At 69.6% G+C, this 25,134-nt stretch carries 27 protein-coding genes; 11 read left to right on the forward strand and 16 right to left on the reverse strand.

Going from position 1 to position 25,134, the window contains the following annotated elements:
- Positions 1–8: 8 nt before the first annotated feature.
- Complete coding sequence (locus AC07OX_RS13315; protein ID WP_492738816.1) at positions 9–896, reverse strand: LysR family transcriptional regulator; 888 nt, start codon at positions 894–896, stop codon at positions 9–11.
- A gap of 89 nt (positions 897–985) precedes the next feature.
- Between AC07OX_RS13315 and AC07OX_RS13320 the strand changes: the two genes are divergently transcribed.
- Entirely contained in the window at positions 986–1,876 is an 891-nt protein-coding gene (locus AC07OX_RS13320; protein ID WP_492730166.1) for an EamA family transporter, read from the forward strand.
- Positions 1,877–1,880: 4 nt separating this feature from the next.
- Here the strand turns inward: AC07OX_RS13320 and AC07OX_RS13325 are convergent, their stop codons facing one another.
- From AC07OX_RS13325 to AC07OX_RS13375, 11 genes are all read right to left on the reverse strand, one after another.
- Positions 1,881–2,807: a fatty acid desaturase family protein gene (locus tag AC07OX_RS13325; RefSeq protein WP_495261319.1), complete on the reverse strand. Its 927-nt coding sequence runs from the start codon at positions 2,805–2,807 to the stop codon at positions 1,881–1,883.
- A gap of 79 nt (positions 2,808–2,886) precedes the next feature.
- Positions 2,887–3,603, reverse strand: coding sequence for a GntR family transcriptional regulator (locus tag AC07OX_RS13330; protein WP_390904045.1), 717 nt, complete (start codon positions 3,601–3,603; stop codon positions 2,887–2,889).
- Positions 3,600–4,874 carry an FAD-dependent oxidoreductase gene (locus AC07OX_RS13335; protein ID WP_495261318.1) on the reverse strand — a complete coding sequence of 425 codons (1,275 nt, stop codon included), beginning with the start codon at positions 4,872–4,874 and terminating at the stop codon, positions 3,600–3,602. Before AC07OX_RS13335 ends, AC07OX_RS13330 begins: the two co-directional genes overlap by 4 nt.
- Positions 4,871–5,119, reverse strand: a complete 249-nt coding sequence (locus tag AC07OX_RS13340) for a (2Fe-2S)-binding protein (protein WP_070063317.1) — start codon at positions 5,117–5,119, stop codon at positions 4,871–4,873. Before AC07OX_RS13340 ends, AC07OX_RS13335 begins: the two co-directional genes overlap by 4 nt.
- Entirely contained in the window at positions 5,116–6,219 is a 1,104-nt protein-coding gene (locus AC07OX_RS13345) for an NAD(P)/FAD-dependent oxidoreductase (protein WP_495261317.1), read from the reverse strand. The genes AC07OX_RS13340 and AC07OX_RS13345 overlap by 4 nt, the downstream gene beginning before the upstream one ends.
- An 11-nt stretch (positions 6,220–6,230) precedes the next feature.
- On the reverse strand, positions 6,231–7,166 hold the full coding sequence (locus tag AC07OX_RS13350) for a 4-hydroxyproline epimerase (RefSeq protein WP_495261316.1): 936 nt from the start codon (positions 7,164–7,166) through the stop codon (positions 6,231–6,233).
- Between the two features lie 15 nt (positions 7,167–7,181).
- Complete coding sequence (locus AC07OX_RS13355) at positions 7,182–8,324, reverse strand: branched-chain amino acid ABC transporter substrate-binding protein (protein ID WP_062482625.1); 1,143 nt, start codon at positions 8,322–8,324, stop codon at positions 7,182–7,184.
- A 430-nt stretch (positions 8,325–8,754) separates the two neighbouring features.
- Positions 8,755–9,729 (reverse strand): tripartite tricarboxylate transporter substrate-binding protein, encoded by a 975-nt coding sequence (locus tag AC07OX_RS13360; protein ID WP_495261315.1) that lies wholly within the window; start codon positions 9,727–9,729, stop codon positions 8,755–8,757.
- A gap of 39 nt (positions 9,730–9,768) precedes the next feature.
- The gene (locus tag AC07OX_RS13365; protein ID WP_095747339.1) at positions 9,769–10,974 is read right to left on the reverse strand and encodes a M20 aminoacylase family protein; all 1,206 of its coding nucleotides are present in this window, start codon (positions 10,972–10,974) and stop codon (positions 9,769–9,771) included.
- A gap of 96 nt (positions 10,975–11,070) precedes the next feature.
- Positions 11,071–11,925, reverse strand: a complete 855-nt coding sequence (locus AC07OX_RS13370; RefSeq protein WP_495261314.1) for a pirin family protein — start codon at positions 11,923–11,925, stop codon at positions 11,071–11,073.
- Positions 11,922–12,506, reverse strand: a complete 585-nt coding sequence (locus AC07OX_RS13375) for an NADPH-dependent FMN reductase (RefSeq protein ID WP_495261313.1) — start codon at positions 12,504–12,506, stop codon at positions 11,922–11,924. Before AC07OX_RS13375 ends, AC07OX_RS13370 begins: the two co-directional genes overlap by 4 nt.
- Before the next feature lie 140 nt (positions 12,507–12,646).
- Between AC07OX_RS13375 and AC07OX_RS13380 the strand changes: the two genes are divergently transcribed.
- Together AC07OX_RS13380 and AC07OX_RS13385 are read left to right on the forward strand one after the other, a co-directional pair.
- Positions 12,647–13,576: a LysR family transcriptional regulator gene (locus AC07OX_RS13380; protein WP_307637731.1), complete on the forward strand. Its 930-nt coding sequence runs from the start codon at positions 12,647–12,649 to the stop codon at positions 13,574–13,576.
- A 38-nt stretch (positions 13,577–13,614) separates the two neighbouring features.
- Entirely contained in the window at positions 13,615–14,091 is a 477-nt protein-coding gene (locus AC07OX_RS13385; RefSeq protein ID WP_495261312.1) for an FKBP-type peptidyl-prolyl cis-trans isomerase, read from the forward strand.
- 68 nt (positions 14,092–14,159) lie between these two features.
- On the opposite strand, the gene AC07OX_RS13390 is transcribed toward AC07OX_RS13385, so the two are convergent.
- Entirely contained in the window at positions 14,160–15,734 is a 1,575-nt protein-coding gene (locus AC07OX_RS13390) for a CYTH and CHAD domain-containing protein (protein ID WP_495261311.1), read from the reverse strand.
- Positions 15,735–15,898: 164 nt separating this feature from the next.
- On the opposite strand from AC07OX_RS13390, the gene AC07OX_RS13395 reads away from it, so the two are divergent.
- Both AC07OX_RS13395 and AC07OX_RS13400 read left to right on the forward strand, forming a co-directional pair.
- On the forward strand, positions 15,899–16,315 hold the full coding sequence (locus AC07OX_RS13395; protein WP_307582369.1) for a VOC family protein: 417 nt from the start codon (positions 15,899–15,901) through the stop codon (positions 16,313–16,315).
- Between the two features lie 148 nt (positions 16,316–16,463).
- On the forward strand, positions 16,464–17,537 hold the full coding sequence (locus AC07OX_RS13400) for a pirin family protein (RefSeq protein WP_495261310.1): 1,074 nt from the start codon (positions 16,464–16,466) through the stop codon (positions 17,535–17,537).
- Positions 17,538–17,561: 24 nt separating this feature from the next.
- Here the strand turns inward: AC07OX_RS13400 and AC07OX_RS13405 are convergent, their stop codons facing one another.
- Positions 17,562–17,852, reverse strand: coding sequence for a YciI family protein (locus AC07OX_RS13405; protein WP_062473524.1), 291 nt, complete (start codon positions 17,850–17,852; stop codon positions 17,562–17,564).
- A gap of 208 nt (positions 17,853–18,060) precedes the next feature.
- On the opposite strand from AC07OX_RS13405, the gene AC07OX_RS13410 reads away from it, so the two are divergent.
- The 3 genes from AC07OX_RS13410 (at position 18,061) to AC07OX_RS13420 (ending at position 19,666) form a co-directional block, all read left to right on the forward strand.
- A complete protein-coding gene (locus tag AC07OX_RS13410; protein WP_062473527.1) occupies positions 18,061–18,369 on the forward strand; it encodes a putative quinol monooxygenase in 309 nt (102 codons plus the stop codon).
- 94 nt (positions 18,370–18,463) lie between these two features.
- Entirely contained in the window at positions 18,464–19,054 is a 591-nt protein-coding gene (locus tag AC07OX_RS13415) for a hypothetical protein (protein WP_139702926.1), read from the forward strand.
- 15 nt (positions 19,055–19,069) lie between these two features.
- Positions 19,070–19,666, forward strand: a complete 597-nt coding sequence (locus tag AC07OX_RS13420) for a hypothetical protein (protein ID WP_492698510.1) — start codon at positions 19,070–19,072, stop codon at positions 19,664–19,666.
- A 71-nt stretch (positions 19,667–19,737) separates the two neighbouring features.
- Here AC07OX_RS13420 and gap read toward each other — a convergent pair whose 3' ends face one another.
- Both gap and AC07OX_RS13430 read right to left on the reverse strand, forming a co-directional pair.
- Positions 19,738–20,739: a type I glyceraldehyde-3-phosphate dehydrogenase gene (gap, locus tag AC07OX_RS13425; protein ID WP_056575024.1), complete on the reverse strand. Its 1,002-nt coding sequence runs from the start codon at positions 20,737–20,739 to the stop codon at positions 19,738–19,740.
- Between the two features lie 63 nt (positions 20,740–20,802).
- The gene (locus tag AC07OX_RS13430; RefSeq protein WP_062473533.1) at positions 20,803–22,908 is read right to left on the reverse strand and encodes a transketolase family protein; all 2,106 of its coding nucleotides are present in this window, start codon (positions 22,906–22,908) and stop codon (positions 20,803–20,805) included.
- Positions 22,909–23,057: 149 nt separating this feature from the next.
- Between AC07OX_RS13430 and AC07OX_RS13435 the strand changes: the two genes are divergently transcribed.
- Genes AC07OX_RS13435 through AC07OX_RS13445 form a run of 3 tightly spaced genes read left to right on the forward strand, consistent with a single transcriptional unit; the run spans position 23,058 to position 25,131 of the window.
- Positions 23,058–23,447 carry an S-adenosylmethionine decarboxylase family protein gene (locus AC07OX_RS13435; RefSeq protein WP_153281429.1) on the forward strand — a complete coding sequence of 130 codons (390 nt, stop codon included), beginning with the start codon at positions 23,058–23,060 and terminating at the stop codon, positions 23,445–23,447.
- Between the two features lie 14 nt (positions 23,448–23,461).
- A complete protein-coding gene (locus tag AC07OX_RS13440; RefSeq protein WP_495261309.1) occupies positions 23,462–24,190 on the forward strand; it encodes a nucleotidyltransferase family protein in 729 nt (242 codons plus the stop codon).
- Positions 24,187–25,131: a hypothetical protein gene (locus AC07OX_RS13445; protein ID WP_495261308.1), complete on the forward strand. Its 945-nt coding sequence runs from the start codon at positions 24,187–24,189 to the stop codon at positions 25,129–25,131. The genes AC07OX_RS13440 and AC07OX_RS13445 overlap by 4 nt, the downstream gene beginning before the upstream one ends.
- Positions 25,132–25,134: the final 3 nt, after the last annotated feature.

Consider the following 25,134-nt stretch of genomic DNA (forward strand, 5'->3'; position numbering starts at 1 on the left):
CGCGCGCCTCAACGCGCCGCGAACCGCTCCAGCAGGAAGTCGACGAAGGCGCGCGTCTTCGCCGCCAGGTGACGCGACGGGTACACGGCGTACACCGGCGTGCGATCCGCCTCCCAGTCGGCGAGCACGGCTTCGAGCCGGCCCGCCGCCAGCTCCGGTTCGACATAGATGCGCGGCACCAGGCTCAGGCCGAAGCCCGCGAGCAGGGCGTCGCGCACGGCGATGCTGGAGCTGACCTTGTAGCGCCCGTCGATCGGCACCGCCACGCTGCGCCCGGCGCGGCGGAAGGTCCATTTGTTCGCGTGGCCCGACAGCGTGAACTGCACGCACTCGTGGGCCTTCAGGTCTTCGGGCGCGGCGGGCCGGCCGTGGGCCGCGAAGTAGCCGGGCGCACCGCACAGCACGTGGGTCATGGTCATCAGCTCGCGCGCGACCAGGCTCGAATCTTCAAGTCGGTCGCTGCCGCGGATCGCGAGGTCGTAGCCCTCGCCGATCAGGTCGATGCGGGTGTCCTGCAGGTTCAGCTCCAGCCGCAGGTTCGGGTGGCGCGCCATGAAGGCGGGGATGTGCGGCGAGATGCAGGTCAGCGCGAAGGTCAGCGGCGCGCTCACGCGCAGCACGCCGCCCGGGCTCGCGCCCACGGGCGCCAGCGCGGCGTCGGCCTCGTCCAGGTCGTCGAGGATGCGCGCGAGCCGTTCCACGTAGGCCGCGCCGGCCTCGGTGAGGCTCATGCTGCGCGTGGTGCGGTTGATCAGCCGCACCTTCAGGTGCGCCTCCAGCTCGGCGATGTTCTTGCTGACTGCCGCCGCCGACAGCCCCAGCTGCCGCGCGGCGCCGGCGAAGCTGCCCGCCGCGGCGGTGGTGCGAAAGACCTTGAGGGCGGTGAGATGGTCCATGGGCCGGCGCTCGATTGACGACTGTCAGTAAAGAATCAATTCATTATTCGAGCATTCACAACCACAGGTCAACGGCCTAGATTCGAGCCATGACCTCCCGCACCACCGACCTCCTGCTCACCGCGATCGCGCCCGCGGTCTGGGGCAGCACCTACATCGTGACCACCGAGCTGCTGCCGGCGAACTACCCGCTGACGGTGGCGCTGTTGCGCGCGCTGCCGGCGGGCCTGCTGCTGATGCTGATCGTGCGCCAGCTGCCGCCCCGGGCGTGGTGGGGGCGCATCCTGCTGCTGGGCGCGCTGAACTTCTCGGTGCTGTGGGCGATGCTGTTCCTGGCCGCCTACCGGCTGCCGGGCGGCGTGGCGGCCACCATCACCTCGGTGCAGCCGCTGTTCGTGGTGTTCCTCGCCGGCCTGCTGCTGGGCGCGCCGGTGCGCGCGCTGTCGGTGGCGGCGGCCGTGATCGGCATGGGCGGGGTGGCGCTGCTGGTGCTCACGCCGAATGCCACGCTCGACGCGCTGGGCATCGCCGCGGCGCTCGCGGCGGCCGTGTCGATGGCCTTCGGCACGGTGCTCAGCCGCCGCTGGCAGCCGCCGGTGTCGGCGCTGACCTTCACGGCCTGGCAGCTGACGGCCGGCGGCCTGCTGCTGTTGCCGGTGGCGCTGTGGCTGGAACCGCCGCTGCCGGCGCTCACGGCGATGAACTGGGTCGGCTTCGCCTGGCTCGGCCTGGTCGGCGCCGCGCTCACCTACATCGTGTGGTTCCGCGGCGTGGCGCGGCTGGAGCCCTCGGCGATCGCGCCGCTGGCCTTCCTGAGCCCGGTGACGGCGGTGATCCTGGGCTGGGCCTTGCTGGGCCAGAGCCTCTCGGGCTGGCAGATGGCGGGCATCGGCATCGTGATCGCGAGCATCTGGCTGAGCCAGCAGGCGCAGCGCGGTGCGCAGCCGGTGGCGGCGGTGCAGCCCGCACCCAGCCGCTGAAGGCTTACGCCACTGGCGCTGCCTGGCGCAGCAGCTGCAGGTAGCCGGGCTGCACTTCCATGCGCGCGGTCGCGCCCTGGCGCTGCAGCAGGCGGTGCGCCTTCGGCAGCGCCCAGCAGGGCAGGTTGGTGAACATGTGGTGCTCGCAGTGGTAGTTGACCCAGTAGGGCGCCACGAAGATGCGTTCGAGCCAGCCGGCATGCGTGGTGCGCGCCTGGCGCAGCGGGTCGGCCTCGTTCTGCGCCACCAGCGCATGCTCGGCGATGTTGCGCACGCGGCTCACGAGCGGCAACCAGGTCGCCATCGGCAGCAGCCACATCGCCACCCAGGCCCACCCATAGCCCGCCACGGTGAAGGCCAGCAGGCCCAGGCCGTTGCCGACGAGAAAACGCCTGTCCTTCGCGAGTTCGCGCCCGAACACGCGCAGCGCCGATTCGCCCGGTGCACGTTGACGAATGCCGTCAGCGATGTGGCCGAAGCGCTGCTTGTAGAAGGTCTGGCCGCTGAGGTCGCGCACGACCTTGCGCCACATCGAGTCGCGCGAGATCGGGAAAGGCGCCGACAGCACGAGGTCGGGGTCTTCGGTCTGCTGCACGAAGCGGTGGTGTTGCAGGTGATACGGCCGGTAGTCGCGCAGCGTGGGCGAGCACAGCCAGTAGCCCACCCAGTCGTTGACCTTGCGGTTGCGGTGCAGCCCCGCGTGCGCGGCGTCGTGCATGAGGATGAACAGACCCAGCTGGCGCGTGCCGACGATCGGCACCATGAGCGGGATCGTCCACGGCCACACGATGCCCACGAGCATCGCGGCGCCGATCACGCCCCAGCAGTGCGCCACCAGCCACAGGCCCCGCCAGGACGAACGCGTGGTGAGCGATTGCCACTCGTCGGGGGTGAAGAAGTCTTCGGGTCGAGCGCGGGGTGCAGCGGCCATCGGGCCAGTATGCGGCGAAGGCGCGGGCAGATCACGCGTAGTTCCCCGGTGTGGGCGCCTGGGAGCGAGGCCCTTCGGCCTACTTGTCGATGATTTTTCGGGCGAAGACTTCGAGGTAGTCCATGAGCCGCTCGGCGCCCGCGATGGCCGCGGCCTCGTCGCCGGTGGCGATGCCCTGCGCCAGTTCGAGGTGCGCGTTGGCGCCCTCGACGATCTCGCCCTCGTGCTGGTAGGCGTACCAGAAGCGCCGGCACTGCACGATCAGCGGCACCACCGCCTTCACCGCCGAGTCGTTGTGGCTCGCCTGGTGCGTGACGAGGTCGAGCGCGCGGTCGGCCTGCATGTAGTCGTTCAGGTCGCCGCGGCCCGCGGCTTCGACCATGGCCTCGGCGCAGCGCACGATGGCCTGGCGCTGCGGCGCGGTGGCGCGGCGCGCGGCGCAGGCCGCAATCAGCTGCTCGAGCACGCGCCGGGTCTGGATCACGTCCAGGTGGTCGGCCAGGTCGATGGTCGACACCAGCAGGCCGCGGCGCGGCTGCTGCACGATGAGACCGATCGACACCATGCGCATCAGCGCCTCGCGCACCGGCGTGCGGCCCAGGCCCGTGCGCTCGGCCAGCTCTGCCTCGACGATCTGGCTGCCGGGCTCCAGCTGCATGGTGGACAGCAGCGCCTCGATGGCGTCGTAGGCCAGGTCGGCCGCGCGGCGCTTGGGCGGGGGTCGGGGAGCGGTCTTCGGGGCGGCCATGGTGGGGATGTGGGTGTGCTCGTGCGTGTACTGAGGCGGGGCCGTCATTGTCGGGCGTCGCCGGGCGCTGCGAGCCCGGCCAGTGTCTCGATGCGGACCGGCACCAGCGGCGGGCGCGGCGCGGGCGGCGTCCAGCCGAACAGGAACTGCGCTGCGTCGCCGCACACGCGCCCCTGGCAAGCGCCCATGCCGCAGCGGCGGTGCAGCTTGGCATCGGTCCAGCCGGTGCAGGCCGCGAGCGCGGCAAAGGGCACGTCCTCGCAGCGGCACACGAGCGTGTCGGGGCGGGGCAGGGCCTTGAGGTCGTCGGCCAGCGCGAAGCGGCGGTGCAGCTGCGCGGCGAAGGCGTCCCAGCGGGCGCGTTCGCGGTCGTGAGTGCGGGCCTGGGCGGTCTCGCCGACGGCGGCAAGGCCGGCGATGGTGCCCTGCACCAGCGCGCGCTCGCTGCCGCCGAAGCCGGTGCACTCGCCGGCCGCGTAGATGCCCTCGACGCTCGTGGCCTGCAGCGCATCGACCGCGAGCCCCGGCCCCGCGAGCGCGCAGCCGAGCAGCTGGCCGAGCTGCGTGTTGGGCGTGAGGCCGAAGCCGCAGGCGATGCGGTCGCAGGCCATCTCGACCTCGCGGCTGCCTTGGCGCAGCCGCACCGATTCGACCTGCGCCGTGCCCTGCGCGGAGACCACGCGCGTCGCGGTGCGGTAGCGCCCATCGGCCAGCGTGAGCGCCTGCACGGCCTTGCCGGGCCAGCGCACGAGGCTGGCACCGAAGGCCGCGACCGAGGCGAACGAGGCCTGCTCGGCGATGCGCAGCACCTGCGCACCCGCCGCCTTGGCGGTGGCGGCGGCAGCCAGCAGCAAGGGCCCGCTGCCGGCGATGACGATGCGCTCGCCCTCGACCGGCAGGCCGGCCTTGATCAGCGCCTGCAGCCCGCCCGCACCCGTCACGCCGGGCAGCGTCCAGCTGGGGAAGGGCAGCAGCAGTTCGCGGGCGCCGGTGCACAGGATGAGCTTTGTCCATTGCATGCGTGTGGCGCCCTCGGCGTCTTCGAGCAGCAGTTCATGCGCAGCAGGCGCAGCGACCACACGCGTGCCGCTGCACACGCGGAGGTTCGCGTGCCGTGCGAGCGCCTCGCGCCACTGGCGTGCCGCCGGCGGCAGCGACGCGCCGGGGCCGTCGCGCCAGATCTGTCCGCCGGGCACGGGGTTGTCGTCGATCACCACGACCGATGCACCGCTGGACGCCGCCGCCACGGCCGCGGCCATGCCCGCGGGGCCCGCGCCGACGACCAGCACATCGCAAGCTTCGCGCATGACGCCGCTCATGCCGTCGTCTCCACGCGCATGCCTTCAGCGCACACGGTCTGGCAGGCGAGGCGGCGGCGCCCGTCGATCTGCACGCGGCATTCCTGGCACACGCCCATGCCGCAGAACGGCGCGCGCGGCTGGCCCGTGACGGAGGTGCGCGCCGCGCCCATGCCGCCGGCGATGCGCAAGGCGGCGGCGACCGAACTGCCCGCTTTCACGCGCACGGGCTGTCCGTCGATGTGCAGCAAAGTCTGAGCGCTCATGCCCTCTCCCGCAGGCCGCGCGGCGCATACGGCGCGGCGTCGAAATCGGGCGCTGCGCCGGTCATCAGCGCCGCGAGCACATGCGCGCTGCCCGGCGCCGTGGTCACGCCCAGCCCTTCGTGGCCGACCGCGAGCCAGAGCTTCTCGCGCCACGGATGCCTGCCCAGCAGCGGCAGGCCGTCGGGCGAGGCGGCGCGCAGGCCGGTCCACGCGCGCACGGCATTCAGGTCGGCGAGCCCCGGCAGGTAGTCGAGCGTGCGCTGCAGCATGCGCGCGAGCATCGGTGCCTCCACGGCCAGGTCGGTCGTGTCGAACTGGCGCGACGAACCCACCAGCAGCTGCCCCGTGGGCCGCGGCTGCACGTTGAAGGCGACCGAGTCGCCGTCGCTGTGGTGCGCGCTGGTCACGTAGCCGAGCTCGACGAGCTGGTGGCGCACCGTGCCCGGGTAGCGGTCGGTGATGAGCAGGTGGCCCTTCTTCGGGCGGATCGGCAGTTCGGGGCACAGCGTCGTCGCCTCGATGCCGTTGGCGAGCACGACCTGCGGCGCCGTGCGGCGGCTGCCGTCGGCCAGGCGCAGCGTGCCGTCGTCCTCGATGGCCTCGACCTTCGCGTGTTCGACCTGCACCGACGCCGCGTGCTGCGCGAGCAGCCAGCGCGCCGCATTCGGCGCATAGAGGATGCCGTCGCCCGGCACTTCGAGCGCGCCCGACAGGCCGGGGCGCAACGCGGGCTCGGCGCGCGCGAGTTCGACCGCGCCCAGCAGCCGGCTCTCGATGCCGAGCGCGCCCAGCCGGTGCTGCTTGCGTTCGGCCTCGGCCATCTCTTCGTCGTTCGCCGCGATCCAGAGCGTGCCGCAGGGGCTGTAGGCGCAGTCGACGCCCAGGCGCGGCGCGAGGGCGCGCCATTGCGCGACCGAGTGGCGGCTGAGTTCGAGCTCGGCCGCGTTGTCGTCCATCACCACGAGGTGGCCCATGCCCGCGCCGGTGGCGCCACCCAGGCGCGCATCGAGCACGCACACGCGGCGCCCGGCCTGCGCCAGCGCATGGGCGCACGCCGCGCCGACGATGCCGGCGCCGATGACGATGACGTCCGCGTCCATGCGCCCCGGTGTCAGAGGCGGATGCCCCAGCCGAAGGGGTCGTTGTCGTCGATCAGCAGCGTGGCCTCGGCGCTGATGTGCGCGCGGCCGCGCAGCGTGGGAATGACCTGGTCGCCGTCCATCGCGTAGCTCGCCTCGAAGACGCTGCCGATCACGCTGGCCTGCCGCCACACCGCGCCCGGCGCGAGCTTGCCGTCTGCCGCGAGGCAGGCGATCTTGGCGCTGGTGCCGGTGCCGCAGGGCGAGCGGTCGTAGGCGTTGCCGGGGCACAGCACGAAGTTGCGGCTGTCGGCGCCTTGGTCATCGTTCGCGAAGAGTTCGATGTGGTCGATCTCCGCACCGTTCGCGCCCGTGATGCCCTGCGTCGCCAGCGCCTTGCGCAAGGCGGCCGTGTAGTCGGTCAGCGCCGCGAGGTTGTCGCTCGCCACGCGCTGGCCGTGGTCACTCACGAGGAAGAACCAGTTGCCGCCCCACGCCACGTCGCCGCGCACGGTGCCATGGCCCGGCAGCTCGACCGCCACCTGGTGCAGGTGCCGGTACGCGGGCACGTTGCGCACGCTCACCGAGCCGTCTTCGTGCAGCGTGGTCGTGACCGTGCCCACGGGCGTCTCGATGCGGTGCTCGCCCACGCCGATGCGCCCCATGTGCGCCAGGCTCGCGACCAGCCCGATGGTGCCGTGGCCGCACATGCCCAGGTAGCCGGCGTTGTTGAAGAAGACCACGCCGGCCGCCGCATCGGGCGACACCGGCTCGCACAGCAGCGCGCCGACCACGACGTCGCTGCCGCGCGGTTCCAGCACGGCGGCTGCGCGCCACTTGTCGTGCTGATCGGCCAGCAGCGTGCGGCGCTCGGCCATGGAGCCTTTCCCCAGATCGGGAAAGCCGCCGATCACAAGGCGCGTGGGCTCGCCGCCCGTGTGCGAGTCGATGACCTGGATGCGTTGCATGGGTGTGGGGCTCACTCAGTAGCTGGCGATCGGCACCGGGGCCGCGTTCTTGAACGTGAAGACGGTGATGGGCGCCTGCTTCATGTTGCCCTTGTCGTCGTACGCGTAGGTGGCGGCCACGCCCTTGTAGGTGGCCTTGTAGAGCTCGGCGCCGACCTTGTCGGGGTCGATGGCATTGGCCTTCTTCATCGACTCGCCGATGAACAGAACCTGGTCGTAGTACGAGGCGGCGTACGCGTCGGGGTCGACATTGAAGCGCTTCTTGAACTTCTCCTTGAAGGCCGGACCGCTTTGCGCCTTCTCGAGCATGGAGCCGCCCTGCGCGCAGAACACCAGGTCGTTCACCGCGTCGCCGCCGATCTTGCCGGTGGCCGGGCTGCACACGGTGTCGCCGCCCAGCAGCTTGCCGGGCACGGCCAGCTGCTTCATCTGGCGCGCCATGGGCGCGGCCTGCGGCGCATAGCCGCCGAAGAAGATCGCCTCGGGCGCCTTGCCCTTCATATTGGTCAGGATGGCGGTGAAGTCCACGGCCTTGTCGGTGGTGAACTCCTGGCCCACGATCGTGAGGCCCTGCTTCTTGGCCTCCTTGGTGAACTCTTCGGCGAGGCCCTGGCCGAAGGCCGTGCGGTCGTCGATCACGCCGACCTTCTTCACCTTCAGTTCCTTGGCCGCGTACACGGCCATGGCGCCGCCGATCTGGTTGTCGCTGGCGATGATGCGGTACAGGTTCTTGTAGCCGCCCTGCGTGACCTTCGGGTTGGTGCCCACGGTGGACACCAGCGTGCCGCCGTCGCTGTAGATGCGCGAGGCCGGAATGGCCACGCCCGAGCAGTACGGGCCCATGACGAACTTGATGCCGTCGTCGACGAACTTCTGCGCCACGCTGACGCCGGTCTTGGCGTCGCACTGGTCGTCTTCGGAGACCAGCTCGAACTTCAGCGTCTTGCCGCCGACGCTGAGCTTCTTCGCGTTGAGCTCCTCGATGGCCAGGCGGATGCCGTTTTCATTGTCCTTGCCCGCAAAGGCGTTGGGACCCGACAGCGGACCGCTGTGGCCGATCTTGACCACCTGCTCCTGGGCCTGCGCGGGGCTGGCCACGGCCAGGGCGACCAGGCCCGCGAGACTGAGTGAGGAAACCATGCCTGCTTGTGACTTCATGCTTCTTCCTAGGGTTGGGAACAATGAAAAACGACAGGGCCCTCGTGCATGGAGACCTGTCTCAGTTTAAATATATTAAGTACATATCTTGTAGATATCTGTGGGGCAAGCGCTCTTTCGGTCGCTGGGGTTCTGTGATATCTGTGAACGAACGGGCCGTTCGGGGCGCGATCCCGCCGACGGGGCACCTTGCTCCGCGAATGTCCCCCGGCCTGCGGCCTCCCCCTTGATTTCGCTGCGCAAGGCACCCCATCGACGTGATCGGGTCAGTGCGGTGGTTGATCAGCGGAGAACCCACAGCGTGTCCCGTGCCCGGGACACTGGGTGCTTCCCGCAGCGAAATCAAGGAGGAGGGGCGCAGCCCCGGGGGACATTCGCGGAGGGAAGTACCCGGTGGCCCGGGCACGCGCCCCGGACAACAACAAGAAGGTCAGTCGACCTTGGCTCCGGAAGCCTTCACCACCGCCCCCATCGCATCCCAATCCGCACGCAGCAGCTTCTGGAAGGCTTCGGCACTCTGGCTGCGCGGCTCCACGCCCAGGCGCTTGAAGCGTTCCTGGATCGCCGGATCGGCCAGCACCTTGTTGGCCGCCGCATTGATGCGCTCGACCTCGGCCTTCGGCGTGCCCGCCGGTGCCAAGAGGCCAATCCACGAATCGAAGGCGTAGCCCGGCAGGCCGCTCTCGCCCACCGTCGGCAGCTTCGGCAGGAAGGGGCTGCGTGCCTGGCCCGTGGAGGCCAGCAGCTTCACGCGTGCGTCGTCCTGGAAACCCATCACGCCGATGCTCGACGAGATCACCGCCTGCACCCGGCCCGCGAGCACCTCGTTCACGGCCTCGCCGGTCGACTTGGTCGGGATGTGCGTCATCTGCAGCCCCGCCTTCGCGAGGAACGACGCCATCGCCAGGTGCGTGGCGCTGCCGTTGCCCGCCGAGGCGTAGTTGTACTTGCCGGGGTTGGCCTTGACCTCCTTGATGAAGTCGGCCGTGGTCGACACGTTCATGCCGCTGGCCACCGCCAGCACGTAGCCCGCGTTGCCCACGTTGGCCACGCCGACGAAGTCCTTCAGCGGGTCGTAGGGCAGCTTGCTGTACAGGAAGCCCGCGATGTTGTGGCTGGCCGCCGCCAGCACCAGCGTGTTGCCGTCGGCCGGCGCCTTGGCCACCACCGCCGCGCCCACCGTGCCGCCCGCGCCCGCGCGGTTCTCGACGATGGCGCTGCCGCCGAGCGCAACGCCCAGCTCGTTGTTGAAGGCGCGCGCCACCGTGTCCTGCACGGCGCCCGTGCCGAAGGGCACGATGATGTGGATCACGCGCTGCTGCGCGTGCGCGGCACCAAGGCCGCCCAGGGCCACGGCGGCTGCAAGCGCAGCCAGCGAACGTCGGGTGAACAGGGGAAAAGTCATCGAGGTGGCCGCTTTCATCGTCAACAAAAAAGTTGTTTTTCAGGTGCCCGACGGCAGCCAGCGCTGCACCAGCTTCACGAAATAGCTGGCACCGATCGGGATGATCTCGTCGTTGAAGTCGAACGAGGTGTTGTGGATGATGCAAGGGCCGGGCCCATGGCCGTCCAGCCGGTGGTCGCCGTCGCCATTGCCCAGGAAGGCGTAGCAACCGGGCCGCGCGAGCAGCATGTGGGCGAAGTCCTCGGCGCCCATCACGGCGGGGAAGTTGTCGGTGACCATGTCGTCGCCCACCACCTCGCGCATCACGCCGGCGGCAAAGCGCGCCTCGGCCGGATGGTTCACCGTCGGCGGCGAGGAACGGTTGAAGTACACCTCGGCCGTGCAGCCATGCGCCGCTGCCACGCCGGCCGCCACTTCGCGCAGCCGCGCCTCGAGCTTGTCGATGGCCTCGATGGAAAAGGTGCGGATCGTGCCGCCCACCGTCGCCACATCGGGAATCACATTGGGCGCATCCGAGCCCTGCAGCTGCGTGACCGCCAGCAGTGCGCGCTCGGTGCTGGGAATGGTGCGCGCCACGATGGTCTGCAGCTGCTGCGCCAGCGTGACCACCGCGGCCACCGGGTCGATACCGGTGTGCGGCATCGAGGCGTGCGTGCCGCGCCCGCGCACGGTGATCTTGTAGGTGTTGCTCGATGCCATCAGCGCACCTTCGTTGAGCGCGAAGCGGCCCACGTCGCCGACGGGAAAGTTGTGCAGCCCGAAGACCGCGTCGCACGGAAAGCGCTCGAACAGGCCCTCGTCGATCATCTTCTTGGCGCCGGCCTTGCCCATCTCCTCGGCGGGCTGGAAGATGAAATGCACGGTGCCGTCGAAATCATCCGGCCCTTGTTGCGACAGGTGCCAGGCGGCGGCCAGCAGCATCGTCGTGTGGCCGTCGTGGCCGCAGGCGTGCATGCGGCCGGGGTTCGTCGACTTGTGGGCGAACTCGTTGGCTTCGTGCAGCGGCAGCGCGTCCATGTCGGCGCGCAGGCCGATGGTGCGGCTGCCCGTGCCCTTGCGCAGCACGCCGACGAGGCCCGTGCCCGCGATGCCGCGGTGCACCTCGATGCCCCATTCGGTGAGCAGGCTCGCGACCTTCTCGGAGGTGCGGTGCTCCTCGAAACCGAGTTCGGGGTGCGCGTGGATGTCGCGCCGGATGTCGATGAAACGGGTGGCGTGGGCGGCGAAGGCGTCGACGAGATTCATGGCGGGCGGCTGCGGGATCGTTCGCGAAAAACAGAAGCGAACGATTCTGGCGCAGCCGCCCGCGCGGCGCATGCTGGCTTACGCGCGGTTCGTCGCTCAGGCGAGCCGGCCTTGTGCGCGCAGTGTGGCGCCGATGCGGCGGATCTCGGCCTCGCCCCGGTCGAGCGTCGCGCGACTGGTGTGGACCGAGTAATGGCCCATCACCAGCTCGTGCGGATGCGGCACCGCCGAGCCGAGCACGAAGGCCGTGTCGCCCTGCGCCACGACGTCGATGGCCGCACCGGACTCCTCGAACACCGCGAGCTCGCCCGTGCCGATGGGGCCGCCGGTGCCGTCGCCCGCGTCGAGCCGGCCCGCATTCACGGCCACCCAGCCCACCGTGTGGCCCGCGGGCGGCGTGTAGCGCCAGCGTTCGCCGTCCTTCAACTGCACGGCCAGGTAGTTCATCGGCGAGGGCGCCGGAATGGGGCTCTGCGCCGCGCCGTAGCGCCCGAGCAGCACGCGCGCCGGGCCTTCCTGCGGCACCTGCGAAGGCGCGAGGTACATGCTCTGCGCGGGCGCGTTTTCTTCGGCGGCCGGCAGCGCCACCCAGAGCTGGAAGCCCTGCACGCGCGTCACGCCCGGCGCCGGTGCGCCCGTGTGCCACACGCCGTTGCCGGCGCGCATCCACTCGACGCCGCCGCCGCGCAGCACGCCCTGTTCGCCGGTCGTGTCCTCGTACAGCGTGTCGCCTTCGATGAGCCAGGTCAGCGTGGCGATGCCCGAGTGCGGGTGCAGGCCGAAGCCCTTGTGGCCGCCGTCGACATCGAAGCCGAACAGGTCGAGGAACACGAAGGGCTTGAGGTATTCGCCCAGGTCGCCGGGGCTCATGAGCCGCGTGATCGGCCCGTGCTTCGCGCCGCGCGTGCGGTAAACGATGGCGCGGGTGTCGGTGGCAACCACTGCGTTCATACGGCCTCCCTGGCGGTCTTCAGTGCGCGGGTCCACCACGCCATGTCGTCGAGCAGGCCCGTGGCCGACTGCGCCAGGTGCGGGAAGTCGCCGAAGCTCTTGCCCTGCTGCCAGATGCCCAGGAACTCGACCATGCCGATGTGCACGGCGTTGCGCACGGGTGCCATCTGCATCTCGACCGCGACCAGCCGCAGCTGCTCCACGGCCCGCGCCGCGCCCACGCCGCCGTAGCCCACGAAGCCGATCGGCTTGCGGATGAACTCCTTGTAGGCCCAGTCGATCGCGTTCTTCAGCACCGCGCTCGGACCGTGGTTGTACTCGGGCGTGACGATGATGAGCCCGTCGAAGGTCGCCAGCTTGGCCTGCCAGCGCTGCGCGGCCTCGTTCTTCACCGGGCCCCAGGCGGGCGCGCCGGCTTCGTTGAAAAAGGGCAGCGGGTGCTCGCGCAGGTCGACCAGCTCGAAGGCCAGGTCGGTGCGCTGCTTCGCGATCTCGTGGATCCAGTGCGCGGGCTTCTCGCCGAAGCGACCTTCGCGGGTCGAGCCGATGACGATGCCGATGCGGGGTTGTTGTGCGCTCATGGGGTGCGTGCTCCTGAATGAATTGGGGGTGGTCGAAGGCCGGGAAGGCCATGGACTGAAGGTTAGGCACGCACGCATTGATCGACTAGACGGTAGAGTCGGATTGCACTCGTCCACGAACAGAAGGAATAAGCCTCGCCATGCTCGACCTCAACGACATCGCCGTCTTCGTGCAGGTGGTGCGCCACGGCAGCTTTGCCGAGGCCGGCCGCCGACTGGGCCTGCCGCCCAACACCGTGAGCCGGCGCATCCAGCAATTGGAGGCGCAGCTCGGCACCCGGCTGCTGCAGCGCTCGACCCGCAAGCTCACGCTCACCGGCGCCGGGCAGGCGTTTCACGAACAGTGCGCCGAGGCGGTCGACGGGCTGGTCGAGGCCGGGCAGGCGCTCATCACTGGCAGCCAGGAACCCAGCGGCCGGGTGCGCGTGGCGGCCACGGCCGATTTCTTCGACTTCTTCCCCATGGCCTGGGTGGCCGATTTCCTGGCCGCGTACCCGCTGGTGCGCGTCGAGTTCGTGCTCAGCGACGCCAAGGCCGACCTGATCGCCGAGCAGATCGACATCGCCTTCCGCGGCGGAGCGCTGGCCGACTCGGGGTACGTCGCCCGCCAGCTGCTCGGCCCGCGCACCGACGGCCTCGTCGCCAGCCCCGCTTACCTGGCCGCGCGCGGCACGCCCGCCACGCTGGGCGAGCTGGCCGACCATGACTGCGTGACCCCCGCCCACCCCAGCGGCCGCACCACGTGGCGCCTGACCGGGCCCGGCGGGAAGGAAGAAGAAGTACAGGTCGGCGGCCGCTTCAGCGGCAACACCGCGCAGGCCTTGCGCAAGGCCGCCATCGCCGGCCTGGGCATCGCGCTGCTGCCACCGGCCATGGGGCGGCTCGATGTGGAGGCCGGGCGGCTGGTACCGGTGCTGCCGCAGTACCAGCGCACCGGGCACGGGCTGAGCGTGGTCTACCCGAGCCGCAAGCACCTGCCGCGGGCGGTGTCGGCGTTCATCGGGATGGTGACGCAGAAGCTGCGGGAGGAGGAGGCGTTGCCGGATGTGTGGCGGGCGCGGATGACCTGACTTCGGACGCGGATCGATTTCCACAGAAAATGCCCGCCATGAAAATCGAAAAAGACACCGTCGTCACCCTCAAGTACAAAGTCGCCGACGCCCAGGGCAAGCTCATCGAAGCCAGCCCCGAGCCGATGGCCTACCTGCATGGCGGTTACGAGAACACCCTGCCCAAGATCGAGCAGGCGCTCGACGGCCAGGAAAAGGGCTACCAGACCACGCTGAACCTCGCCCCCGAAGACGCCTTCGGTCAGCGCGACGAAGCGCTGGTGCGCACCATCCCCAAGACCGAGTTCCCGCCCGGCGTGAAGGTCGGCGGCCAGCTGCAGGGCCGGCTCGACGACGGCACCGAGCACGTCTTCACCGTGACCAAGATCAAGGGCCCGGTCGTGCTGCTCGACGGCAACCACCCCTGGGCCGGCAAGGCGCTGAAGTTCAGCCTGCAGGTGACGGACGTGCGCGCGGCGCTGCCGGTGGAGATCGAGCACCGGCATGTGCATGGGGCGCATGGGCACCATCACTGAGTGACAGGGTCGGTGACGAACGCCGAGGGCCGCGTGGCCCGGCGTTCGCTTCGCCAGTTGCTTCCTGGTTACTTCTTCTTCCAGAACCTCGGCGCCTCGCCGATTCTCTCCAGCGCCTCGCGACACGCCGTCGCCCCCGCCGCGCGGCGCGCGCTGAACCATCCCACCGCAAACCACGCACGCGGGTCGCGCGATGCGACCTCGCGGTACAGCGCGAGCGCCACCGCTTCGTCGTTGAACGCGCCCAGTGCGTCCTGCGCGGGGCGCAGGGCCTTCAGGTAGCGCTCGGCCGCGTCCTTCTTCTTTTTGCCGCCTTCCGCCTCGGCGAACAGCGGCGCCGCGAACTCCGCCAGGTAGCGCAGGCGTTTGAGCCGCTTGCGTGCGCGGTGCTGGTGTTCGGTGGCGAGCGATTCGAAGCGCCGGCCGTCGCGCACCGCCTGTTTGTGCAGGCGCTGGAGCCGCTCGCGCAGCAGCTGAAGGGCCTCGTCAGCGGCGAGTAGTGCCGGGCCCGTCGACTCGGGTGCGGCGGCAGTGAAGCCGATCAGCGACACCAGCACGTCCTGGAACGCGGCGGCGCGCACGATGTCGCCGGGTGTCGATGCCTGCGCGGCAACAGCAACCGCATCGCCTGCCAACGGATCGACCTCCGGCGCCCCCGCTTCACGCAGCCGCGGCTGCGCGAGCTTCACGACCTGTTCGCGGTCGCGCAGTTCGCCGAGCGCGCGGAAGGCGTCGACCAGCGGCGGCTCCCAGGTGGCGGCGTCGAAGCGGCTGGCGTCGGCGTCGAGCCCCGCCAGTTCGCGCAGCGCGGTGCGCAGGCGGCGGATGCCGATGCGCAGCTGGTGGATCTGCTCTTCGTCGGTGCTGCCCGCGGCGATCTCGCTGGCGTTGGGCAGCATCTGGTCCAGGCACGACGCGACCACGGCCTGCTGGATGGCGCGGCCGTCACGGCCATGAGCGGGGAAGCGCGGCGCTTCGGCCTTGACGGCGGGCACCGTCTCCAGCTCGGCCAGCAGGCGCATGCCGCGCTCGGCCTTCGAGACGGTGCTGAACCACAGGCCGTGCTGCTGCGACCAGCGCCGCGCCAGCGCCACGAGCCCCTGCACGTCGCCGCTCTTGAGTTCGAGCTCCAGCTCGCACACGGGCGAGGCGCGCTGCGCGGGCGTGCCCGCGTGCGCGACGACCTTGCCGACGTCGAGTGCCATCTCGACGACGGCGCCGCCCGGGCCGCTCACGCGCAGGTCGCGCGTGAGCCGCACGATGTCGGTCGACTGGCGCTCGACCAGCGGCACCGCGCCGCCGTCGGCCGCTTGCAGCAAGCGGGCCAGCCGCTCGCCGACGGGCGTGCCGGCATGGCGTGCGGGGTCGATGGCGGGCGTGGCGGCGCCGGTGCCCAGGTCAACGTTGTGCTCGAGCCGGTGCAGCGCGTTGTCGCCGGCGGCCTTGACGGTCTGCACCCAGCGCCGGCCCTCCTTGCGCAGCCGCAGCACCATGCCGTCGGCGACAAGACGCTGGTCGGCGGTGTCGAAATAGCGGGCCTGCAGGCGCGTGCGCACGACGGCGCCGCGCCGCAATGCGGCTTCGACGGCCTTCAGGCGGCCGGCGGGAATGCAGAACTTGAACTCGATTTCCATGGTGTTCATGATGCCCGCTCTTTTTCCCCCTCAGCGAGGTGGTGCCGGCCGATTTCCGGTGCGCCGAAAAATCATGTGGACACCGTCCATTTTCTTTGATATCTTTTGTGGACGGCGTACACAAGACGTCGGAAAACACCCCATTCACCCTTCATCAGCACAGGAACCCCACCATGGCCACCAAGCAGATCTTCGTGAACCTCCCCGTCCGGAACCTCGACAAGAGCAAGGCCTTCTTCGGCGCGCTGGGCTACACCTTCAACCCGCAGTTCACCGACGCGAACGCTGCCTGCATGGTCATCCACGAAGGCAGCATCCACGCGATGCTGCTGATGGAGGACTACTTCAAGACCTTCACGAACCAGGGCATCGCCGACGCCCGCAAGGAGAACGAGGTGCTGGTGTGCCTGTCGTGCGAGAGCCGCGCCGAGGTCGACGAGCTGGTCGCCAAGGCGGTGGCCGCCGGCGGCACGACGCCGCGCGAGCCGAAGGACTACGGCTTCATGTACGGCCACGGCTTCCAGGACCTGGACGGCCACATCTGGGAACTGGTCTACATGGACCCGAACGCCGAGATGCCCTCGCAGTGAACGTGGGGGCCGGACGATGCCCATCGTTCCATATGCGCTCTTGATCGTTGCGCGGAAGGCACCTACCGAAAGGCGGCGCCGCCCCGATATTCCTGGTTCCGGCGCGGCCCGCATGGCGGCCGTGCCTGCCTCACCAAGGAATACCGACATGTCCGACAGCAACGACAACCGCAGCGCGTCTCCCATCGTCCAGGTCCAGCCGCTCGGCTTCCCGTGGCAGACGCTGGACCCCTTCCTGTTCTGCGTTTATCACGACGACGCGTACCCGAAGGCCAACGGCCGCATGGGCCCCGAGGCCTCGCTGGCCGGCCGCCAGATCGGCCAGGACTTCAGCCGCAAGGACGGCTGGAGCATGTACCACGGCGAGACGGTGCCGGGCTTTCCCTCGCACCCGCACCGCGGCTTCGAGACGGTGACCATCGTGCGCAAGGGCCTGGTCGACCATTCCGACTCGCTGGGCGCCACGGCGCGCTTCGGCGGCGGCGACGTGCAGTGGCTCACGGCCGGCAAGGGCATCGTGCATTCGGAGATGTTCCCGCTGCTGGACGCCGGCGCGCCGAATCCGCTGGAGCTGTTCCAGATCTGGCTCAACCTGCCGGCGAAAAACAAGATGGCCGAGCCGCACTTCACGATGTTCTGGTCGGAGGCGATTCCGCGCTTCGCCTCGGACGATGCGCAGGGCGGCCGCACCGAGGTGGCGGTGATCGCCGGGCGCTTCGGCGGCGATGACGCGCAGGCCCAGGCGGCCATCGACCCGCTCGCGCCGCCGCCCGCTTCGTGGGCCGCTCAGGCCGGCGCCGACCTGGCGATCTGGACGCTGCGCATGACGCCCGGCGCGCGCTGGACGCTGCCGCCCGCCACCGGCGAGGGCACGCGGCGCATGCTGTATTTCTTCAAGGGCGCCACGGCGCAGGTGGCGGGCCGGCGCATCGACGGGCCGGCGGCCATCGAGCTGCGCGCCGACGCAGCGGTGGAGCTGTGCAACGGCCCCGAGGGCGACGGCGAGTTCCTGCTGCTGCAGGGCCGCCCGATCGGCGAGCCGGTGGCGCAGTACGGCCCCTTCGTGATGAACACGCAGGCCGAGATCGCTCAGACGATGGCCGACTACCGCCGCACCCAGTTCGGCGGCTGGCCCTGGGCCGACCCGGCGCCGGTGCACGGCGCCGAGGCCGCGCGCTTCGCGCGGCACCCGGACGGGCGCGAGGAAGTGCCGGGGGCCTGATCGGCTTCCGAGGCTGCGCGGCTCTCAGTAGCCGCGCAGCACCTCGACGCTCAGTGCGGTCATGCTCGGGATGAACTCGATCACGTCGGTGCGCGCGACGCCGCCTTGCACGAAGGGGTCGCGCGCCAGCACCGCCTCGAGCCCCTCGCGGTCGCCCGAGCGCGCGAGGATCACGCCGCCCTTGCGCGGCACCTGGCGCCCCGAGGCCACGAACAGGCCGCTGGCGTAGTGCTTCTTGAGCCAGGTGACATGCGCATCCATCAGCGCGTCGAGTTCCTCGAGCGGACGGATGTAGGTCAGGGTGACGATGAACATGGCAAAGGCAGGTCGATGCGGAAGATGACCCGATCCTATGACCTCGCAACGACCGTGGCGGGGCGAGAGTGTGTCTCGCGGGTAACTGTCGCATGCGGCATGTGCATGCCGGCCTTGTCGCCCACCGGACCTGCGCACCGGCGTGCGATCTCGTAGATTCGGTCGTTGCATTCCTCAGTTCATGTCACTTCACCGGAGACCCTGTTCCATGATCCAAGTCGTTGCCGTCATCACCGCCAAGCCCGGCCAGCGCGCCCTGCTGCTCGAAGCCTTCAAGGCCAACCGCGCCGCCGTGCTCGCCGAAGAGGGCTGCATCGAGTACGCCGCCACGATCGACGCGCAGGGCATCCCCCCGTCGAAGGCCAGCTTCGGGCCCGACACCTTCGTGGTGATCGAGAAGTGGGCCTCGCTGCCGGCCCTGCAGGCGCACGCGGTCGCGCCGCACATGGCGGCCTTCAGCGCCCAGACCAGGGAGCTCACCGAGAGCAAGCGCATCCACGTGCTCGAGCCGATCTGACCCTGCTGCGCCGCCGCCACCTTCGCGCGCGGCGCGATGCCTGCTACCCTCGCGCCGGGGAGAAGAAGACATCTCGGACGAGGGGGTTCAAGACATGGCGATCGTCTCCAGACCGCAGGGTCTGCGCTGGCGCACCGGCGCGCTCCTGCTGGCGGCACTGGCCACGGGCTGCGCACAGCTCGGCGCACCGCCCTATGCCGCCGACTACGAGGCGCTCGACCGGCTCGAGGCCCACAACCCCGGCAAGGTCGCGGTGGCCAAGGTGCAACCGACCGACCCGAACGACAAGATCAACACCCTGGGCCTGCGCCGCGCCAGGCTCGTGTCGCCCAGCGGCACCTTCGCCCAGTACCTCGAAGACGCGCTGATGCGCGACCTGGGCGAAATCTCGGTCTACGACCCCAAGGCGCCGACCCGCATCGCGGCGCGCATCCTCGTCAACGAGCTCGACCTGGGCGTGATCAACGGCTCGGGCCGCATGGACGTCGAAGTCACCGTCACGCGCAACGCCGCGCAGACGCTGCGCAAGACCTACCGCGGCGAGATCGCCTTCGATTCGAGCTACGCCAACATCGTGGCCGTGCCCGCCGGGCAGGCCGCGTACCCGCGCTTGGTGCGGGCGCTGCTGCGGCAGGTGTATGCCGATCCGCAATTCGTCGCGGCCATCGCGCCGCCTGCGCAGTAAGGCCGGGAACGCACCATGTCGCTTCTTTCTTCCCTGACGCCCCGACTGGCCGCCGCACTGGCAACCGCCGTGCTGCTGGCGGGCTGCGCCCACCCGATCACGATGATCACCGAGACCGCACCGCCCCGGTCGGCCGCCCACCTCATCCCCAAGAAGGTGGCCTACGTGATGACCGATGCGCAACGCGATCTGCAGGTGACCACCGCCGGCGGCAGCGGCGACCGCGTGAGCTACTACCCGTACCGCGACCTCGAGAAATCGATCCGCGACGCGCTGCGCGCGGTCTACCGCAACGTGGTCGTGCTGCGCACTGCCGGCGATGCCAAGGCCAACGAGGCAGCGGGCGTGTCGCTGGTGTTCACGCCGCAGATCAAGACCGATTCGAGCTCGTCTTCATGGATCACCTGGCCGCCCACCGCCTTCACGGCCGAGGTGGCCTGCGTGGTGACCGACACCGCAGGCGCCGAAGTCACGCGCGTGCGCGCGGTCGGCAACGGCACGGCGGAGTTCGGCGAGTTCAACGGCGACTACGGCCTGGCCGCCCGACGCGCGGCCACGCGGATGACGGCGCAGCTCAGCAGCGAGATCCGGCGCAACGAGAAGCTGCGCTGAGCCGTTCAACGACCACTCGCCCAATAAAAAAACGCGCCCGAGGGCGCGTTTTTTGTGGGAGCCGCGAAGTCTTACTTCGACACGACCTTCACCATCTCGAGGCACTTGTTCGAGTAGCCCCACTCGTTGTCGTACCAGCTCACGAGCTTCACGAAGGTGCCGTCCAGCGCGATGCCAGCTTCGGCGTCGAAGATCGAGGTGCGCGGGTCGCCGCGGAAGTCGGTGGCGACGACCTTGTCTTCGGTGTAGCCCAGCACGCCCTTCAGCGCGCCTTCGCTCTGTGCCTTCATTTCGGCGCAGATCTCGGCGTAGGTGGCGTCCTTGACGAGTTCGACGGTCAGGTCGACCACCGACACGTCGGAGGTCGGCACGCGGAAGCTCATGCCCGTGAGCTTCTTGTTCAGCTCGGGGATCACCACGCCCACGGCCTTGGCAGCGCCAGTGCTCGAGGGAATGATGTTTTCCAGGATGCCGCGGCCGCCGCGCCAGTCCTTGTTGCTCGGGCCGTCCACAGTCTTCTGCGTGGCGGTGGCGGCGTGCACGGTGGTCATCAGGCCGCGCTTGATGCCCCACTTGTCGTTCAGCACCTTGGCCAGCGGGGCCAGGCAGTTGGTGGTGCAGCTGGCGTTGCTGATGATGGCTTCGCCGGCGTACTTCTTGTCGTTCACGCCGTAGACGAACATGGGGGTGTCGTCCTTCGAGGGGGCCGACAGGATCACCTTCTTGGCGCCCGCGTCGATGTGCTTCTGCGCGGTTTCCTTCGTGAGGAAGAGGCCGGTCGACTCGAGCACGATGTCGGCGCCGACTTCGTTCCACTTGAGTTGCGACGGGTCGCGCTCCTGCGTCAGGCGGATCTTCTTGCCGTTGACGATCAGCGTGTTGCCTTCGACCGTGACCTCACCCTTGAAGCGGCCATGCACCGAGTCGTACTGGAGCATGTAGGCCAGGTATTCCGGCTCGAGCAAGTCGTTGATGGCAACGATTTCGATGTCGTTCTTGAAGTTCTGCACGGCTGCGCGCAGCACGTTGCGACCGATGCGGCCGAAGCCGTTGATACCGAGTTTGATAGCCATCTGACTTGCTCCTAAGGTTGAAAAACTTTTGATCGGACGGGAAGAGGACGAACCGCGCGACGCTCAGTCGCGCAGGGCCGCTTCCACGGTGGCGGCCACGTTCTCCGCCGTGAAACCGAAGTGCTTGAACAGCACGGGCGCGGGGGCCGACTCGCCGTAGCTGTCGATGCCGACCACGGCCGCGCAGCCGTACTTCCACCAGCCGTCGGTGCAGCCCATTTCGACCGCGACGCGCGGGATCTTCTTGGGCAGCACGGCCTTCTTGTAGGCCAGGTCCTGGCGGTCGAAGGTGGTGGTCGAGGGCATCGACACCACGCGCACGGCGATCTTCTTGTCGGCCAGCAGCTTCTGGGCGGCCAGCGCGAGCTGCACTTCGGAGCCGGTGGCGATGATGACCGCTGCCGTCTTCTTGTTCTTGAGGCCGACGTTCTCGGGCTCGGACAGCACGTAGGCGCCGCGGCTGATGTCGCCCAGGTCGCTCTTGGCGGCGTAGGCGATGTTCTGGCGGCTCAGCAACAGGGCGGTCGGGCGCGTGGCGTTCTGCAGTGCGACAGCCCAGGCCACGGCGGTTTCGGCCGTGTCGCCCGGACGCCAGACGTCCAGGTTGGGAATGAGGCGCAGCGAGGCGGCGTGCTCGATCGACTGGTGCGTCGGGCCGTCTTCACCCAGGCCGATGGAGTCGTGCGTGAACACGTGCACCACGCGGCGCTTCATGAGCGCGGCCATGCGGATGGCGTTGCGGCTGTAGTCGCTGAAGGTGAGGAAGGTGCCGCCGTAGGGGATGTAGCCGCCGTGCAGCGCCACGCCGTTCATGATGGCGGCCATGCCGAATTCGCGCACGCCGTAGTTGATGTGGCGGCCGATCTCGCCGTGCGGCGGCTCGACGGCATCGCCCTGCGCGGCTTCGTCTTCGCCGCCCTGGGGCACCACCGGTGCGGGGGGCGCGTTCAGCACGACGGCGCCGGTCTTGGCGTCGAAGCGCAGTGCGGCGGTGCTCTTGGTGTTGGTGAGGTTGGAGCCCGTGAGGTCGGCGCTGCCGCCGAGCATTTCGGGCAGCGCGGCCGTGAAGGCTTCCAGCGCGAGTTGGCTGGCCTTGCGGCTGGCCACGGTTTCGCCCTTGGTGTGGGCGGCGACCACGGTGTCGAACGCAACCTGGTGGAAGTTCTTGGGCAGCTCGCCCTTCATGCGGCGCGTGAACTCGGCGGCGAGTTCAGGGTACGCGGCCGTGTAGGCGGCGAAGGTGTCGTTCCAGGCGGCTTCGGTCTTGGCGCCTTCGGCCTTGTGGTCCCAGTCGGCATACACCTCGGCCGGGATTTCGAAGGCGGGGTAGGGCCAGCCGATGGCTTCGCGCGTGAGCTTGATTTCTTCGGCGCCCAGCGCCTCGCCGTGCGCCTTGGCGGTGCCGGCGCGGTTCGGGCTGCCCTTGCCGATGGTGGTCTTGCAGACGATCAGCGTGGGCTTGGTGGCTTCCTTCTTGGCCTTGGCGATGGCCTTGGCCACTTCCTTGGCGTCGTTGCCGTCGATGGGGCCGACGACGTTCCAGCCGTAGCCCTTGAAGCGTTCTTCGGTGTTGTCGATGAACCAGGGCTTGACCTGGCCGTCGATGCTGATGCCGTTGTCGTCGTACAGGGCGATCAGCTTGTTCAGGTGCCAGGCGCCGGCGAGGGCGCAGGCTTCGTGGCTGATGCCTTCCATCATGCAACCGTCGCCCAGGAAGGCGTAGGTGTGGTGGTCGACGATGGCCAGGTCCTTGCGGTTGAACTCGGCGGCCAGCAGCTTCTCGGCCAGCGCGAAGCCCACGGCATTGGTGATGCCCTGGCCCAGCGGGCCGGTGGTGGTCTCGACGCCGGGGGTGACGTCGACTTCGGGGTGGCCGGCGGTCTTGCTGTGCAGCTGGCGGAAGTTCTTGATCTCGGCCAGGGGCAGGTCGTAGCCCGTGAGGTGCAGCACCGCGTAGATCAGCATCGAGGCGTGGCCGTTGGACAGCACGAAGCGGTCGCGGTCGAACCAGTGCGGGTTGGCGGGGTTGTAGCGCAGGTGCTCGCCCCACAGGGCGACGGCCATGTCGGCCATGCCCATCGGTGCGCCCGGATGTCCGGAATTGGCTTGTTGAACGGCATCCATTGCCAGCGCGCGGATCGCGTTGGCCATCAGGGCTTGGTTTGCCATGGGCAGTGGGCTTTCGGGGGAAAAGGGTGGGTGGGGGATACGGGAGAACCCGAGATTTTACCGGGCGAGCCGCGCCCGGCCTCGATACAGGGCCAACACCCCGCTGATGCTCTCTTGTGTCGCAGGCCCGGCTGCTAGAGTTGCCCCCCATGCAAGGGCTGCACCTCACCGCCGATCTCCACGACTGCCAATGCGGCCTCCAATGGCTCACCGACGGGCGCGCGCTCGGCGAGGTCTGCACCAAGGCCGTGGCCGCCGCCGGGCTGCAGGCGGTGGGCAAGCTGGTCCATGGTTTTCCGGCCACGCCGCAGGGGCCGGGCGGCGTGACGGCCACGCTGCTGCTGGCCGAATCGCACCTGTGCATCCACACCTGGCCCGAGCAGCGCGGCGTGACGCTCGACGTGTACGTCTGCAACTTCGGCGCCGACCACTCGGCCAAGGCGCATGCGCTGATGGCGTGCCTGGTGGCCCTGTTCCAGCCCCGCCACAGCGAACGCAACGAACTGCAACGCGGCCGTGTGGCCGGGTCGGTGCGGTGATGGCGGTGCGCGCGATGATCCTGGCCGCCGGCCGCGGCGAACGCATGCGGCCGCTGACCGACGCCACGCCCAAGCCCCTGCTCGAAGTGCGCGGCAAGCCGCTGATGCAGTGGCCGATGGAAGCGCTGGCCGAGGGCGGCTTCACCGAACTGGTGGTCAACACCGACTGGCTCGGCGCGCAGGTCGCCGCCCGGTTCGGCGCGAACCCCGTGCTGGCGGGGCATGGCGCGCTGTCCATCTCCTATTCCGACGAGGGCCGCGACTTCGGCGGCGCGCTCGAGACGGCCGGCGGCATCGTGCGCGCGCTGCCGCTGCTGGGCGAGGTGTTCTGGGTCGCGGCCGGCGACGTGTTCGCGCCCGGCTTCCGCTTCACCCAGGCCGCGGTCGACCGCTTCCTGGCCAGCGGCAAGCTCGCCCACCTGTGGCTGGTGCCGAACCCGGCGCACAACCCCAAGGGCGACTTCGGCCTCTCGGCCGACGGGCTTGCGCTGAACCAGGCGGCCGAAAAATACACCTTCTCGACCATCGGCCTGTACCGCGCCGCGCTGTTCGCGCCGCCGTACTGCGACATCCCGGCCGGCAATCCGGACGGCATCAAGGCCCCGCTGGCACCGATCCTGCGCGCCGCGATGGACAACCAGCAGGTGAGTGCCGAGCTCTACACCGGCGACTGGACCGACGTGGGCACGCCGCAGCGCCTGCAGCAACTCAACGCCGGGGTCGCGCCGGCAGCGGGCGCATGACGCTCGCGCCGCTGCCCGACGCCCTGCGCCTGCTGCCGCAGCGCCTGCAGGACCTGGCTCTGGCGACCGCCGCCGAACGCAACGACGGCGCGCCCGAAGACCCGCTGACCGTGCCGCTCTACGTGAGCGACTTCACGCACCTGAGCCTCGCGCCCATGCGCCAGGGCTGGCACGTCGAGTACTTCGGCGACACCTGGGGCGACGCCTTCGATGAAACCCTGGCCTGCCTGAGCCGGCAGGACGTGGCCGACTGCATCACCTCGCTGTCGTTCAGCGGCCCCGACAGCGGCGCCAACGGCTCGCGCGAATGGATGTTCACGCCGCTGCTCGAGAGCCCGGTGATGTTTCCCCGCCTGCGCTCGCTGTTCATCAAGCCGACGCAGCCCGAGGACCACAACCAGTCGCTCGTCTGCACCAGCGACGGCATCCTCGAGGAAGGCGGCGACATCGCGCGCTGGGTGCGCAAGACGCCGCACCTGAGCGAACTGACGGTGCCGAACGCGCCGAACGCCGACTTCTTCGCCGTGCCGCTGCCGCAACTGACCAGCCTGTGCGTCGGCGCCCATTTCGCCACGCAGTACTTCATCCGCCACCTGGCCGCCGCGACGCAGCTGCCGGGCCTCAGGTTGCTGGATTTTTCCGAGTCCACCGAGCAGCAGATGGCGTGGCCGGCCGACCGGACGCCCGGGGGCATCACGGCCTTCGAAGACTACGAGGCCTTGCTGCACAGCCCCGTGGGCGCGCAGCTGCGCGTGCTGAGGCTGCGCAACACCTGCCTCGACCTGGCCCAGCTGCAACAGCTGCAGAGCGTGCGGCAGCGGCTGCAATTCATGGTCATCCAGTCAACGATCGGCGGCTACGTCAGCCACTTTGCACAGGATGTGTTCCCATGGCGGCATCTGGTACCCGCGGACCCCGGACTTGCACCGTATCGAAAGTGAAAT

The organism is Variovorax sp. GW821-FHT09D07, from assembly GCF_059416345.1.

Bases quoted from the DNA above. Each gene is read 5' to 3' on its own strand.
- AC07OX_RS13315 (WP_492738816.1), bottom strand. From the start codon at position 896: ATGGACCATCTCACCGCCCTCAAGGTCTTTCGCACCACCGCCGCGGCG.
- AC07OX_RS13320 (WP_492730166.1), top strand. From the start codon at position 986: ATGACCTCCCGCACCACCGACCTCCTGCTCACCGCGATCGCGCCCGCG.
- AC07OX_RS13325 (WP_495261319.1), bottom strand. From the start codon at position 2,807: ATGGCCGCTGCACCCCGCGCTCGACCCGAAGACTTCTTCACCCCCGAC.
- AC07OX_RS13330 (WP_390904045.1), bottom strand. From the start codon at position 3,603: ATGACGGCCCCGCCTCAGTACACGCACGAGCACACCCACATCCCCACC.
- AC07OX_RS13335 (WP_495261318.1), bottom strand. From the start codon at position 4,874: ATGAGCGGCGTCATGCGCGAAGCTTGCGATGTGCTGGTCGTCGGCGCG.
- AC07OX_RS13340 (WP_070063317.1), bottom strand. From the start codon at position 5,119: ATGAGCGCTCAGACTTTGCTGCACATCGACGGACAGCCCGTGCGCGTG.
- AC07OX_RS13345 (WP_495261317.1), bottom strand. From the start codon at position 6,219: ATGGACGCGGACGTCATCGTCATCGGCGCCGGCATCGTCGGCGCGGCG.
- AC07OX_RS13350 (WP_495261316.1), bottom strand. From the start codon at position 7,166: ATGCAACGCATCCAGGTCATCGACTCGCACACGGGCGGCGAGCCCACG.
- AC07OX_RS13355 (WP_062482625.1), bottom strand. From the start codon at position 8,324: ATGAAGTCACAAGCAGGCATGGTTTCCTCACTCAGTCTCGCGGGCCTG.
- AC07OX_RS13360 (WP_495261315.1), bottom strand. From the start codon at position 9,729: ATGACTTTTCCCCTGTTCACCCGACGTTCGCTGGCTGCGCTTGCAGCC.
- AC07OX_RS13365 (WP_095747339.1), bottom strand. From the start codon at position 10,974: ATGAATCTCGTCGACGCCTTCGCCGCCCACGCCACCCGTTTCATCGAC.
- AC07OX_RS13370 (WP_495261314.1), bottom strand. From the start codon at position 11,925: ATGAACGCAGTGGTTGCCACCGACACCCGCGCCATCGTTTACCGCACG.
- AC07OX_RS13375 (WP_495261313.1), bottom strand. From the start codon at position 12,506: ATGAGCGCACAACAACCCCGCATCGGCATCGTCATCGGCTCGACCCGC.
- AC07OX_RS13380 (WP_307637731.1), top strand. From the start codon at position 12,647: ATGCTCGACCTCAACGACATCGCCGTCTTCGTGCAGGTGGTGCGCCAC.
- AC07OX_RS13385 (WP_495261312.1), top strand. From the start codon at position 13,615: ATGAAAATCGAAAAAGACACCGTCGTCACCCTCAAGTACAAAGTCGCC.
- AC07OX_RS13390 (WP_495261311.1), bottom strand. From the start codon at position 15,734: ATGAACACCATGGAAATCGAGTTCAAGTTCTGCATTCCCGCCGGCCGC.
- AC07OX_RS13395 (WP_307582369.1), top strand. From the start codon at position 15,899: ATGGCCACCAAGCAGATCTTCGTGAACCTCCCCGTCCGGAACCTCGAC.
- AC07OX_RS13400 (WP_495261310.1), top strand. From the start codon at position 16,464: ATGTCCGACAGCAACGACAACCGCAGCGCGTCTCCCATCGTCCAGGTC.
- AC07OX_RS13405 (WP_062473524.1), bottom strand. From the start codon at position 17,852: ATGTTCATCGTCACCCTGACCTACATCCGTCCGCTCGAGGAACTCGAC.
- AC07OX_RS13410 (WP_062473527.1), top strand. From the start codon at position 18,061: ATGATCCAAGTCGTTGCCGTCATCACCGCCAAGCCCGGCCAGCGCGCC.
- AC07OX_RS13415 (WP_139702926.1), top strand. From the start codon at position 18,464: ATGGCGATCGTCTCCAGACCGCAGGGTCTGCGCTGGCGCACCGGCGCG.
- AC07OX_RS13420 (WP_492698510.1), top strand. From the start codon at position 19,070: ATGTCGCTTCTTTCTTCCCTGACGCCCCGACTGGCCGCCGCACTGGCA.
- gap (WP_056575024.1), bottom strand. From the start codon at position 20,739: ATGGCTATCAAACTCGGTATCAACGGCTTCGGCCGCATCGGTCGCAAC.
- AC07OX_RS13430 (WP_062473533.1), bottom strand. From the start codon at position 22,908: ATGGCAAACCAAGCCCTGATGGCCAACGCGATCCGCGCGCTGGCAATG.
- AC07OX_RS13435 (WP_153281429.1), top strand. From the start codon at position 23,058: ATGCAAGGGCTGCACCTCACCGCCGATCTCCACGACTGCCAATGCGGC.
- AC07OX_RS13440 (WP_495261309.1), top strand. From the start codon at position 23,462: ATGATCCTGGCCGCCGGCCGCGGCGAACGCATGCGGCCGCTGACCGAC.
- AC07OX_RS13445 (WP_495261308.1), top strand. From the start codon at position 24,187: ATGACGCTCGCGCCGCTGCCCGACGCCCTGCGCCTGCTGCCGCAGCGC.